This is a genomic window from Nonomuraea sp. K271, from assembly GCF_009908215.1.
Lineage (GTDB): Bacteria > Actinomycetota > Actinomycetes > Streptosporangiales > Streptosporangiaceae > Nonomuraea > Nonomuraea longispora.
The window spans coordinates 1-12,266 of sequence record NZ_JAAAHR010000095.1; the positions used below are offsets into that span (position 1 = coordinate 1).

Annotated in this window: 9 protein-coding genes; 4 read left to right on the forward strand and 5 right to left on the reverse strand. The window is 71.6% G+C overall.

What is annotated here, in order from left to right; translation table 11 throughout:
* Nucleotides 1-206: 206 nt before the first annotated feature.
* Nucleotides 207-3,098: an ATP-binding protein gene (locus tag GUY59_RS28195; RefSeq protein ID WP_138202733.1), complete on the reverse strand. Its 2,892-nt coding sequence runs from the start codon at nt 3,096-3,098 to the stop codon at nt 207-209.
* A gap of 157 nt (nt 3,099-3,255) precedes the next feature.
* Here GUY59_RS28195 and GUY59_RS28200 point away from each other — a divergent pair, with 157 nt between their 5' ends.
* The 3 genes from GUY59_RS28200 to GUY59_RS28210 all read left to right on the forward strand — a co-directional run bounded on the left by GUY59_RS28200 (nt 3,256) and on the right by GUY59_RS28210 (nt 7,184).
* On the forward strand, nt 3,256-3,594 hold the full coding sequence (locus GUY59_RS28200; RefSeq protein ID WP_132335200.1) for a hypothetical protein: 339 nt from the start codon (nt 3,256-3,258) through the stop codon (nt 3,592-3,594).
* A gap of 3 nt (nt 3,595-3,597) precedes the next feature.
* Nucleotides 3,598-5,721, forward strand: a complete 2,124-nt coding sequence (locus GUY59_RS28205; RefSeq protein ID WP_138202731.1) for a carbon starvation CstA family protein — start codon at nt 3,598-3,600, stop codon at nt 5,719-5,721.
* Between the two features lie 269 nt (nt 5,722-5,990).
* Nucleotides 5,991-7,184 carry an MFS transporter gene (locus tag GUY59_RS28210; RefSeq protein ID WP_161714738.1) on the forward strand — a complete coding sequence of 398 codons (1,194 nt, stop codon included), beginning with the start codon at nt 5,991-5,993 and terminating at the stop codon, nt 7,182-7,184.
* Here GUY59_RS28210 and GUY59_RS50885 read toward each other — a convergent pair.
* The 4 genes from GUY59_RS50885 to GUY59_RS28230 all read right to left on the reverse strand — a co-directional run bounded on the left by GUY59_RS50885 (nt 7,150) and on the right by GUY59_RS28230 (nt 11,250).
* Nucleotides 7,150-8,010 (reverse strand): helix-turn-helix domain-containing protein, encoded by an 861-nt coding sequence (locus GUY59_RS50885; RefSeq protein ID WP_138202727.1) that lies wholly within the window; start codon nt 8,008-8,010, stop codon nt 7,150-7,152. The genes GUY59_RS28210 and GUY59_RS50885 overlap by 35 nt on opposite strands.
* A 159-nt stretch (nt 8,011-8,169) precedes the next feature.
* A complete protein-coding gene (locus tag GUY59_RS28220; RefSeq protein WP_138202725.1) occupies nt 8,170-8,778 on the reverse strand; it encodes a phosphotransferase in 609 nt (202 codons plus the stop codon).
* 389 nt (nt 8,779-9,167) lie between these two features.
* Entirely contained in the window at nt 9,168-10,550 is a 1,383-nt protein-coding gene (locus GUY59_RS50130) for a DUF4041 domain-containing protein (protein WP_138202723.1), read from the reverse strand.
* 199 nt (nt 10,551-10,749) lie between these two features.
* Nucleotides 10,750-11,250: a hypothetical protein gene (locus GUY59_RS28230; RefSeq protein ID WP_138202721.1), complete on the reverse strand. Its 501-nt coding sequence runs from the start codon at nt 11,248-11,250 to the stop codon at nt 10,750-10,752.
* 38 nt (nt 11,251-11,288) lie between these two features.
* Between GUY59_RS28230 and GUY59_RS28235 the strand changes: the two genes are divergently transcribed.
* Nucleotides 11,289-11,987, forward strand: a complete 699-nt coding sequence (locus GUY59_RS28235; protein WP_138202719.1) for a TetR/AcrR family transcriptional regulator — start codon at nt 11,289-11,291, stop codon at nt 11,985-11,987.
* Nucleotides 11,988-12,266 lie beyond the last annotated feature (279 nt).

The following is a 12,266-nucleotide window of genomic DNA, read 5'->3' on the forward strand; positions in this document are numbered from 1 at the left end:
GAGGCTGACTCCGAGCCCGCCGGCCGCGAGGACCGCGGTGTTGGCCAGCAGGAATTTACGTCGTGACACCATGAGCGATCTCTGCTCCTGCGAGGGGGGACAGGAATGACATCGTTGTCATTGCCAGAGAACGTAACAACATGACGTAAGGATGTCCATGGCGTAAACCGCGCAATTCCCCCGCAGCCCCGCCGGCCACGGCTCCCTCAGCCGGGCGGCAGGGCGAACCCGCGCAGTTCCGTCCGCGACGACAGACCCAGCTTGCGCAGCACGCTGGACACGTGGCTTTCCACGGTCCGCCGCGACAGGAACAACTCCGTGGCGATCTCCTGGTTCGTCCTGCCCGCCGCGGCGAGGAGCGCCACCTCGCGTTCGCGCGCCGACAGCGACCGGCCGTGCGAAAGCCGCCCGCCCCGCCACGGGTAGGGGATGGGCACGCCGTTCCGCCGCATGACCCGGCCTACCCGCGCGATGTCCCGGTCCGCGCCCATGGCCCCGTACAGGCGCAGCGCGCTCTCCAGGCAGTCGCCGCCGGCGGCGCCGCGCAGGCGGCCCAGCCGCTCGAAGGCGTGGGCCTCGTCGTAGCGCAGCCCGGCCTCGCCCAGCGTCGTACGCGCCGCGTCCAGCAGCCGGTCGGCCTCCACCTCGCCGCCCCGCGAGCGCGCCAGGACGCCCCGCGCGGTCAGCAGCGCGGCCTGCGCGACCGGCGCGTCGGCGCCCTCGATGCCGGCGGCGAGCTCGGACACCAGCCCGGCCGCCCCGCCCGCCTCGCCGAGCGCGTCCATGGCGTCCACCAGGCACAGTACGGTCTCGGCGCCCCACACCCAGTTGCCCTTGGCCCTGACCAGGGCGAGCCCGGCGGTGGCCTGCTCCGCGGCGGCCGCGGGGTCGTCCAGGCCGAGCAGCAACCGCGACAACGCCATGCGCGCCGGGATGAGCGGCCACACCGCACCCACCCGCTCGGCGACCGTGATCACCTGTCCCAGACACTCCGCGGCCTCCTCGGCCGGCCCGATGGCCGCCAGCAGCGTGCCGTGCAGCAGCCGCGAGTCCAGGAACGCCGCCGCGAACGTCGCCGCCGGCCCCGCCAGCCTGCGGGCCCGGCGCTCCAGCCCGTCCCAGCGTCCCGCCGCCCGGTCCACGGCGGCGGTGACCAGCTCGACGACCTCCGCCACCCGCAGGTACTCCGCCTGGTCGGCCACCCGCCGCCCCTCGGCGAGCAGCGACTCGGCGCGGTCGAGCCGCCCGATGTGCAGCGCGCCCTGCGCCCAGTTGAGGCAGGCGCGGGCGTGCTCCCTCGGCACGGCGCGGAGCCGGTCGTCGCGCAGCAGGTCGTCGATCAGCCGCCGGCTGCCCGGGTCACCCTGTTCGAGCAGGAGCGAGGCCCGCGCGATGCGTACCGCGATGTGCACGTCGCGCTCCCCGCTGCGGCGGGCGGCCCGCTCGGCCTGGTCGCAGCGGGTGGCGTGCTCGCGGACGTGCCGGTCGGGCACGGTCTCGGGCGCGGCGAGCACGGCGAGCGCCCGCCCGAGGAGGGCGGGCCGGTCCCCGAGGTCGTCCACCGCCCGCTCGATCTGCAGGTAGCCCGCCCGCGCCTCGCCCTGCTGGCGCAGCATGCGTCCGAGCGCGAAGCGCAGCTCTCCGCGCAGGTGGGCGGGCAGCGGCTCGCTCGCCAGCAGGCGTTCGAGAATGGGTACGGACTCCGCGTGCGCCAGCCCGTCCACCGCGGCCCGGCCGAGCTTGACGGCCAGCCGCACGCGCACGTCGCCGGCCAGTTCGTCGGTCTCCAGCGCCCGCAGCAGGAACCTCGCCGCGGTGGCGTCGTTGCCGTGGGCGAGGGCCGTGTCGGCGGCGGCCTCGGCGTTGCCGACGAACTCCGCCGTCCGGCCCGCGAGCCGGTAGTGGTGGGCGAGCCTGGCCACGGGTTTCTGGCCCGGCTCTCGTTCCAGGGCCTGCGCGGTCTTGAGATGCGACCAGCGCCGCCCGGCGACGGGCACCGACTCGTACACGATCTGCCGGGCCAGCGTGTGCCTGAACCGGCAGCGGCCGTCGTCCTCGTGCAGCAGCCCGATCGCCTGCGCCGTCGCGAGGGCTTTGACGATCTCCTCCGGGTCGCGGCCGGTGACCTCGGCGAGCATCCGGTCGTCGGGTGTCACGCCGATGACGGCGGCGGCCCCGAGGATCTCGCGTATCGGCTCGTCGAGCGCGGCCAGGCGGCCCACCACCACGTCGCGCAGCACGGTGGGGACGGCGAGGTCGGCCAGCACGTCGGGCCGCCCGGGGATCTCGTGGGCGGGCAGCCGCTCCAGCAGCGTGCGGAGCACCTCCTCCACGACGAACGGGATGCCGCCGGTCGCCTCGTGCAGCGGCGCGGCGAACGTACGCGGGAGATCGGTCCCCAGGATGCCGCCCGCCAGCTCCTCCACATCGGGCGGGCTCAACGGGGTGAGGCTGATCACCCGAGCGGGGCCGGACGGAGCTCTGGCCAGTGCCTCGCGGATGGGCAGCGGGCCCGTCTCGGTGCGGGCCGTGAGGATCACCGACAGCTCGCGCGGCTGGTGGGAGGCCAGGAAGGCGAGGAAGTCGTGCGTGCCGCCGTCGGCCCAGTGCACGTCCTCCAGGACGAGCACCAGCGGGCTGAGGTGGTCGAGCAGCGCGACGGCGGCACGGAACACCCGGTGCCGCTCGGCCCGCTGGTCGGGTAAGGCGGGCAGCGGCGGCGGCAGATGCCCGGCGATCTCGGGCAGGAGCGGCGCCAGCGCCCCGATCACGGGGTTGGCGGGGCGGGAGGCGGCGAGCTCGGCACCGGCCGTTCGGAAGGCGTCGAGCAGCGGCGACAGCGGCAGCGGCTCCTGGAGCTGCTCGCACTGGCCCACGAGCCGGCGCACCGGCACGCCGGCCGGCGCCCGTGCGTGCTCTGACGTGGCGAAGAGCTCCGCCACCAGCCGGCTCTTGCCGATCCCCGCCTCGCCCTCGACCAGGGCGAGCGATGGCGGTGCGGCGACGACGGCGCGGAGCAGCGCGAGCTCGGCCCGGCGCCCGACGAGCACGTCGGACAGGGCGCCTGAGGGAGCGATGCGGGCCGGGCCGAAGGGCATGGCTCACCCCCATTGCCGCCCCGATGGCGATAGATCAGCGTCAACAATCTACATGGCCTGGCAGAGCCGGAGGTTCACCGTTGATCGAGTTTCGCGGTTGCCCATAACGGGTAGAGCCGACGTAAATTCTGAGCTACCTGTTAACCAGGAGCACCAGATGTCCCGAATCACGTTGACCGCTGCCGCACGTGAAGCGCTGGGCGACGACGAAGTGGTGTTCTTCGACTGGCACGTGACCGGGCTCTGCTGCGCCGACGCGGGTGAGTTCTCGGTGCGGTCCCTGCGCCGATCACGACTACCCCGGCGCGCACGCCCGCTCGGAACCGACCTGGTGTACGCGCACCCGACCGCCTGGGTACATCTCACCGACCTCCCCGTCATGATCGACTGCCGTCCGCTGTGGCGATGGCGGCGCTTCACCACCGATCTGCCGCCGGACGCCGGTCTGCGCTGCTGCCTGGGGCGCCCTCTGTATGGCTCACAAGATGGGAGGTAACCGGTGAAACTGCGCTCCATCATCATTTGGACGGCGGTCGCACTCGTCGGTGCCGTGGGATGGGCCGTGCTGGCCCTGTCCAGAGGCGAGGACGTCAACGCGGTCTGGCTGCTGGCCGCCGCGCTCGGCTCGTACGCCATCGCCTACCGCTTCTACGCCCGCTTCATCGTGCGCAAGGTGCTGGGCGCCGACGACCGCAGGGCCACCCCGGCCGAGCGGCTCGACAACGGCATCGACTACCACGTGACCGACCGGCGCATCCTCTTCGGCCACCACTTCGCCGCCATCGCCGGCGCGGGGCCGCTGGTCGGACCCGTACTGGCCGCGCAGATGGGCTTCCTGCCCGGCACCATCTGGATCGTCGCCGGAGTGATCTTCGCCGGGGCCGTGCAGGACATGGTGATCCTGTTCTTCTCCATGCGACGCAACGGGCGCAGCCTCGGGCAGATGGCCCGCGACGAGATCGGTCCGGTCGGCGGGGCAGCCGCGCTCGTCGCCGTCTTCGCCATCATGATCATCCTGCTCGCTGTGCTGGCGCTGGTCGTGGTCAACGCCCTGGCGCAGTCGCCATGGGGTGTCTTCTCCATCGCGATGACCATCCCGATCGCCCTGTTCATGGGCTTCTACCTGCGGGTGATCCGGCCGGGCAAGGTCGTCGAGACCACCGTCATCGGCGTCGCGCTGTTGCTGCTCGCGATCGTGGCCGGCGGCTGGGTGCAGGACTCGAGCTGGGCGCCGTTCTTCACGCTCAGCCCGTCGGCCCTGGCGCTCTGGCTCATCGCGTACGGGTTCGTCGCCGCCGTGCTGCCCGTGTGGATGTTGCTCGCGCCGCGCGACTACCTGTCGACGTTCATGAAGATCGGCACCATCGCGCTGATCGCCATCGGCATCGCCGTCACCATGCCGACGCTGAAGACCCCGGCCTTCACCGACTTCGCGTTCAACGGTGAGGGGCCGGTCTTCGCCGGGTCGTTGTTCCCGTTCGTGTTCATCATCATCGCCTGCGGGGCGCTGTCGGGCTTCCACGCGCTCATCTCGTCCGGCACGACGCCCAAGATGATCCAGAAGGAGTCGCAGGTCCGGATGATCGGCTACGGCTCCATGCTCATGGAGTCGTTCGTGGCCGTCATGGCCATCACGGCCGCCTGCGTGCTGACCCCTGGCCTCTACTTCGCGATGAACTCCCCCGCGGGCGTCGTCGGGGCCACCGTCGAGAGCGCCGCCCAGGCCGTGACGAACCTCGGCTTCGTCATCACGCCCGAGCAGCTGTCGGCGGCGGCGGAGGCCGTACAGGAGGAGACGCTGATCGCCAGGACGGGCGGCGCGCCCACCCTCGCCGTCGGCATCTCACAGATCTTCTCCGGCTTCCTCGGCGGAGCGGGCTGGCAGGCGTTCTGGTACCACTTCGCGATCATGTTCGAGGCGCTGTTCATCCTCACCACCGTGGACGCCGGCACCCGCGTGGGACGGTTCATGCTCCAGGACACGATCGGCAACGTGTGGAAGCCGGTCTCCCGCGTGAGCTGGTGGCCCGGCCTGATCGTCACCAGCGCCGTCGTCGTCGCCGCCTGGGGCTACTTCCTCTACCAGGGCGTCAACGACCCGCTCGGCGGCATCAACCAGCTCTTCCCGCTGTTCGGCATCGCCAACCAGCTGCTCGCCGCCGTGGCGCTCACCGTCGCCACCACCCTGCTGATCAAGAGCGGGCGGCTGAAATGGGCCTGGGTGACGGCCATCCCGCTGGCCTGGGACGCCGCCGTCACGCTCACGGCCAGCTGGCAGAAGGTGTTCTCGCCCGACCCGACGCTCGGCTTCTTCTCCCAGCGCGACCGCTACCAGACGGCCCTCGACCAGGGGCAGCTGCTCGCACCCGCCAAGTCGGTGGGCGAGATGGAGCAGATCGTGATCAACTCCACCGTCGACGGCGTCCTGGCCGCGCTGTTCGCGATCCTCATCATCGTCGTCATCCTGGACGCGCTGCGGGTGTGGATCAAAGTGATCAGGAGCGGCGAGACGCTGCCGACCGCCGAGGCGCCGTTCGAGGAGTCCAAGATCCTCGCACCGGCCGGTCTCATCGCCACCCGGGAGGAACGGGCGATGATGGCGAAGGCGTCGCCCGACGGCTGACCCGGGCTACTGTTCCGCCGGTGCATGCCTCGCCAACAATCTGGCGACTCCCTGCTAACGACAACGGCGCGATTCTCCTGAAGGCTTGCACCGAGTGCCACATGACGAGGGGAGGAACGCCATGCGCACGCTCGGCTGGGGTTAGGAACACGTGACACGACAGCACTTGGGGCCCCGTCCTCGAGTGCTGTCCACCACCTACTCAGCCGGCGCGGGCGGTGTGCACGCCTGGCGTACGAATGATGGCCACCTTCTCCGGCCTTTTCACGGTGCGGGAGTTTCGCTACCTCTACCCGGCATATGCGCTCTCCTACGTGGGCGACCAGCTCTCGTCCGTCGCCGTGGCCATTCTGGTGTTCGACAGGACCGGCTCGCCGATGGTGACCGCACTCGCGTTCTCCGCAGCGTTCCTGCCGTCCGCACTCGGCCCCGTGCTGGGTTCGCTCGCCGACAGATTTCCGCGCCGGGGCCTGCTCATCGTCTGCGACCTGGCCAGGGCCCTGCTGGTGGCGGCGCTGGCGCTGCCGGGCATGCCGATCGGCGCCGCGATCGCGCTGCTCTATCTCGCGCACGCGTTCACCCCGCCGTTCATGAGCGCTCGCGCCGCGTTGATGCCGGAAGTGCTCGCCGGCGAGGCCTACATCGCCGGCAACGGCCTGACCAACCTCACCTACCAGATCAGCCAGGTGGCCGGGTTCGCGATCGGAGGCGCCGCCGTCCTGCTGGTCACGCCCGCGGGTGCGCTGCTGGCGAACGCCGCGACATTCGCGATCTCCGCGGCGCTCATCTGGCGGGGTGTCCGGCCCCGGCCCGTGCCCGAGAGCGAGGGCGCCCGCTGGTCGCCCCTCAAGGACGCGGCGGCAGGGGTACGCCATGTGTTCACCGACCCCTGGCTGCGGCAGTGCCTTCTCCTGGTCTGGCTGGTGTCGGCCTTCGCCTTCAGCACGGAGGCGATCGCCTATCCCCTCGCCCGCGAGCTGGGCGGCGGCCCGCCACTCGCCGGGGTGCTCATGGCCACCATCGCCCTCGGCTACGCGACCGGGGCGACGGTCCTCACCCGGTGGACGCGCCCGTCCGTTCGCGACCGCGTCACGGTGCCGCTCGCCGTGCTCTCCGGGCTCGCCCTGCTGCCCATGCTCGCGCACCCGCCCGTTCCCGTGGTGCTCGTCCTGCTGTTCTGCTGCGGCCTGGGATGCTCGTTCAGCACGCCGCTCAACGCGAGGTTCATTCAGCGGGCCGCGCCGGCCTACCGCGGACGCGCCATGGGAGTCGCGATCGCCGGCATCGCCGCCGGCCAGGGCGGCGGATTTCTCCTGGCCGGATGGGCCACCGAGCTCGGCGTCACCGCCTCGGCCACGGTGGGACTGTGCGGGATCGGCGCCCTCGCCTCCGCGGTGTGCTGTGGCGCCGCCTACACGTCCGCGGCGGCTACTTCCGTGCCGTCCGAGCCGTCCGGGACCTGAACTCCCGCGGCGACTCGCCATAGGCCATCCGGAACGTACGGCTGAAATCCGCCGGCGCGCCGAAGCCCCACCGGGCGGCGATCCGGTGGATCGGCACGTCGGCCAGAACCGCGTCGGCGAGGTCGCGGCGGGTACGCCTCAGCCGCTGATCGCGGATGTAGCCGGAGACCGTGTCGCCCTGGTCCTGGAACAAGCGGTGGAGATAGCTCACCGAGATGTGGTGCGCCCGCGCGATGGAACGCGGCGTCAGCCGGTGGTCGTGCAGGTGAACCTGGATGTGGGCGCGTATCCGTCCGGCGAGGTCCTGCCGCCGGAAGCTCGCCCGCTCCCCGCCACCGGGTCCGAGCATGTTGGCCAAGCACAGGGACACGAGGTCCACCAGCACCATCCCCAGCCGCTGCCCGTCGGCCGGGCTGAGCGACAGTTTCTCGTCGGACAGGGGCTCGACGAACCTCTTCAGCAGCTCGTACACCCCGCCGTCGGCGCAGACGCCGTGTCCGAGCACCGCGTCCACGGCCGGGGCCGGCAGCGCCGGCTTCGGGATGACGACCACGGCCACCTCGAGGCCGCCGCGCCCGTCGGGCCGCAGGACCATCTCGTCGAGCCGGGCGAGGTCGTGCGCGTAGAGATCGCCCGGGGTCACGGTGTCCTGCCGCCCCGCCCACGTCGCGCTCACCGTGCCGCGCACGGGCAGGACGACCTGGATCACGTCCTCGCCCTCCGCCCTTCCCCGAAGGCGTACCGGGCTGCGCCGCATCACCTCAAGCACGGCCACGCCCAGATCGACGACATGCGCGCCGATGAAAGCCGTCGTACTCCCGCGCACTCGCGTCTCCCCACACGCAGCGTTCACGGCGCGACCCGGCACCTCGACGACTCCCACCGTGATCCCTCGCGGGCCCGCCGCTCGGAAGGGCGGTACCTCCAGTCATGTGTAGAGCGGCGCGCGTTTCCTCTGCGTTTGCACCGGGACGCACCCGGATCCTTACGAGGAACGCATCAGGGAGTGCAGCTGGTCGCGGAGCCCCGACTCGAAGGCGCGCTCACCGTGCTCGCGGGCCCAGATCATCATCCACACCGCGGTCAGCGCGTAGCAGGACGCCTGCAGGGCCAGCTCGTCCTCCGTGGGCCGGCGGCCGTACCCGTCGAGGAACGCCTCCCGCGACTCCGGCCGCTCCCGCCAGAGGCCGAAGTGGAGCCGCGCCAGATCGTTGATCCAGACCTCGGTGGCCGCCCACTCGAAGTCGACGACGTGCAGCCTTCCCTCGGCCGTCAGCCAGTTCCTCGGCGTGTAGTCCAGGTGGCAGGGAACCCTCGGCGGTCGCGGCAGTCCGTCCAGCTCACGCACCCGCGACCGGACGAAGTCCAGCTCGCTCCGCTCGATCACGCCCGCGGCACGGGGGAGCCAGTGCTCCAGCCGGGCCCGCTTGGCCTCGGCGAACCCCTCCCACGGTTCGGGCGGCGCTGCCTCGTGGAACCGCCGCAGCAGCACACCGGCCTGGTGGTGCCCCTCGGCCCCGACGTCCTGCTCGTGCGTGCCGGGAACGGCCGAGAGCACCAGCGCCTGGAGCTCGTCGTCGCAGGCGCGGCGCATGGCTGCTCAGGGCGGGCACCCAGTGCCGGTACGCGAACGACTCGCGCGCATAGCCGTCCTCGCGGCGGTGGCGCTTGGCGTACCACGTCCGCCCGGCGCGGTCGCGCACCCGCAACACGCACGAACCGCCGTGCTCCCACGACACCTCCCGTTCGACATGGGAGCCGCCGCCCAGCACCCTGCCGGCGTACGCCTCCAGCTCGGCACGCATCGATCCCCTCCTGGTCGTTGTCGTTGCACGGCGTGATCGAGAACGGTCGCATGCGTTGAGCGCGGGCGTACGCGGCTCCGCCACCTGAGTACGGGAAGACGGGCATCGCCGTGTGGCAGAAGAACGGAGTGCCCGCGCACCAGACCGTCCCGCATGTCCACTGCGCGCGGAACGATCGTCAGGTCGTGCCCGCCGACTGCCGCCATTCCAGCGCCTCCGCGGTGTCGCGGTATTCCAGCAGGTGCTGACCGGCGATCTTCCGCAGCAGGTCGCGAACCTCCGCCGGGGTCGCGCGGAAGAACCCGCGCCGGAGGTTGACCTTGTTGAGCCGCCGCTCGTCCAGCGCCGCGTGCAGCCGCGCCTCGAGCCCCACGGCGTCCCCGCTGAAGACCAGCGCGTGCGTGTCGAACCCGAACGGCACCGACGCGTCGCCCAGCTCGCGCACCCGTTCCTCCGGTTCCAGCCGGCGCGTCATGCCGATCTTCACGACGTCCTCGCCGAACGCCCCTATGTTGGAGATCACGTACACGTACCCGGCTCTGGTGTCGGCCTCACGCGCCTCGACGGCGGCGACCGCGGCACCGAGCTCCGCCAGCTTGGCCTCCAGCTCCGCCACGCTGTCCTGGGACGCGGCGCCGCTCTGGGCCGGCCTGGCCAGCGCCGCCCGGTAGTGGGCCTCCTCCTTGCGCAGCCGCGTCTTCTCCCGCTCGAACTCGCGGCGCGCGGCCTCCTCCTCCCGCTGCCGTTCCCGCTGGGCGCGGACGAGCTCCTTCTCCTCCTCCAGCTTGGTGAGGTAGTCGGCGGTCAGCTGCAGCTCGTAGATCCTGGTGCGGTGATATTCGGGGTTGACGTGGATGCTCATCGTCCGCCCCAGCCGCACGATCGTGTCCACGGCCTTCTCCAGGCGTTCGATCGCGGACTGCAGTTTGTACGGCCGCATCGTGCGCACACAGTTGTCCGCCTCCGCGTTGTAGGCCCGCGCCATCAGCTTGGAGAAGTCGCGGACCATCTTGCGCCCCTCGGCGGCCGACCCGTTCACCTGCCGGCCGGTGGTGCCGACGACGGCCCGCCCTTCCTTGGCCATCTCCTTGATGCGCGCCTTGACCTGCGCGAGGCGTTCCTTGTAGGCGACGGCGTCGCTCAGCGGGTGGCGGTATTCGTAGACGCCCACCTCCTGCAGCAGCGTGGTCTCCTCCGTCCACACGATCCGCTGCTCCGCCTCCCGCAGCCGCCGGGTCGCGTCGTCGAGCGCGGCGAGCAGCCGCTCGTACTCGTCGCGCAGCTTGCGGGTCAGCTCCGTGATCCGCATGGCGTCCATGCCGCCCAGCCGTTCCACCCAGGCGCGCAGCAGGTCGTTCTCTTCTTGCAGGCGTCTGCGGCCGCCGAACAGCCGGCCGCTCCTGCGTTCGGCAGGCTGCGGCGGGGCGTCCTCCGGGACCCAGAACCGCCAGTCGGCGGGGGCCTCAGGCCACGCCGGGTCGGGCTGCCATCCCTGCGGCGGCCACCAGCCGGGCGGCGGCTCGGGCCAGCCCGGAGGAGGATTGAACCGGTATCGAACCATAGGCGCTCCTCGCAGGTGAGACGACAGGCCCACACTGGAGAGATAGCTGTGCGCCCCCGAAGAGTTACAGTACGCAGCGGCGAGGCGGAGAACGCGCCGCCGGGCAGCGCACCGGCGCCGTGGCGTGAATGGGCTCGGTACGGGTCGCGGGCCGTGCGGTTGAGCACGGCGTCCAACACCGCCGAGCAGCGCCGGACGGTCAGGGCACGGGCCCTCCGACCCGCTCGGCCACGTCGGGGCGCCGTCGGTGGGCGGCGAAGAATGCGCGGGCGGAGGCCGGCAGCCAGAGGGCGGCGATCATCACGAGGTGGATGACGTCGGCGGAGATGACGGCCCAGTAGTACTCGGAGCCGGCGGCGGCCGAGACGAACCCGGCGAGGGTGGCGCCTATGAGGTAGACGGTGAGGGCGACGCGAGCCCAGCGGCGGCCCTTGAGCGCTTTGAGCACGAACCAGATGACGAGAACGACGCTCAGGGCGTGCAGGACGACCGTGTAGGTGACGGTGGCGTTGATCACGAAGTCGAGCTGGGCGGGATTGAGGTCGGGGTTGCCGCGCATGATCGACGCGCCGGTGAAGTCGCGGTCGAAGGCCATCAGCAGCGGCAGGGCGACGTAGACGGCGACCAGGACGATCGCCGCGGGAACGAGCAGGCGGAGCGAGGCCGGAACACCCTTTTCTTGGTACGGTCGTACTATCATGGCGGTTATGCTAGCACGACTGAGCTAACATAGGTTTCATGCCCAGGCTAATCGATCATGAACAGCGGCGCGAAGAGCTCGCCGAAGCGGCCTGGCGAGTGATCATGCGCCACGGCATAGGCCGCGTCTCCGTGCGCATGGTCGCCGCCGAGGCGGGGATCTCCGCCGGGTCGCTGCGCCACGTCTTCAGGACGCAGGGCGAGCTGCTGGTCTTCACCATGCAGCTCGTCGTCAACCGCGTCCAGGCCCGCATGGCCGCCATCCCGCCCCACCCCACCATCCGGCAGAGCGTCGAGGCCGTGGCGCGCGAACTGCTGCCGCTCGACGCCGAGCGGCGCGCGGAGATGGAGGTCAACCTGGCGCTGTTCAGCGCCGCCACCGCCGAAACGTCCCTCCAAGGCCCCCGCGAGGAAGCGTTCGAGGCCGTGCGCGACGCCTGCCGCTGGATGATCTCCGCCCTCGACAACGGCACCGACCTGGCACCGGGGCGCGACCCGGAGATCGAGGCCCTGCGCCTGCACGCCGTCATCGACGGACTCGCCGCCCACCTCGTCTACGAGCCGCCCACGGCCGACACGAGCTGGGCGACCAAGGTCCTCACCACCCACCTGGACTCGCTGGCGGCGCACGGCGCGGCGGCGATGGTTCCACATGCCCAACCCGCATGCCCACCCCGTGGACGACCTGTGGACGATGCTGGAGGATCGCGAGCTGCGGCGGTGCGGCCACGACCGTAGAGGACGGCTGCCGGGCGGGCGGGCGGCGCCGGCGACCAGGGCCGCGACCTGCTGCGCCGGCTCGGCTGCCTGGGCCGCATCGAGACGGCCTTCGTCACCTCGGACGGCGTCGTCCGGGCCGGCGGCCACCGTGGTGGCCCCGAAGGGCACCACCCAGGAACAGGCGAAGAACGCGCTGGTGCTGCTGCACACCCCCACGGTGAACGTCATCGGGTTCATCGGCCATGAGCCCGGTCAGCCGATGCCGGGACGGCGTGCCGCCCGTTCCCTGCGCGGGCT

Coding starts and splice junctions, on each gene's coding strand:
- GUY59_RS28195 (WP_138202733.1), bottom strand. CDS start 3,098: ATGCCCTTCGGCCCGGCCCGCATCGCTCCCTCAGGCGCCCTGTCCGAC.
- GUY59_RS28200 (WP_132335200.1), top strand. CDS start 3,256: ATGTCCCGAATCACGTTGACCGCTGCCGCACGTGAAGCGCTGGGCGAC.
- GUY59_RS28220 (WP_138202725.1), bottom strand. CDS start 8,778: ATGCGCCGCGCCTGCGACGACGAGCTCCAGGCGCTGGTGCTCTCGGCC.
- GUY59_RS50130 (WP_138202723.1), bottom strand. CDS start 10,550: ATGGTTCGATACCGGTTCAATCCTCCTCCGGGCTGGCCCGAGCCGCCG.
- GUY59_RS28230 (WP_138202721.1), bottom strand. CDS start 11,250: ATGATAGTACGACCGTACCAAGAAAAGGGTGTTCCGGCCTCGCTCCGC.
- GUY59_RS28235 (WP_138202719.1), top strand. CDS start 11,289: ATGCCCAGGCTAATCGATCATGAACAGCGGCGCGAAGAGCTCGCCGAA.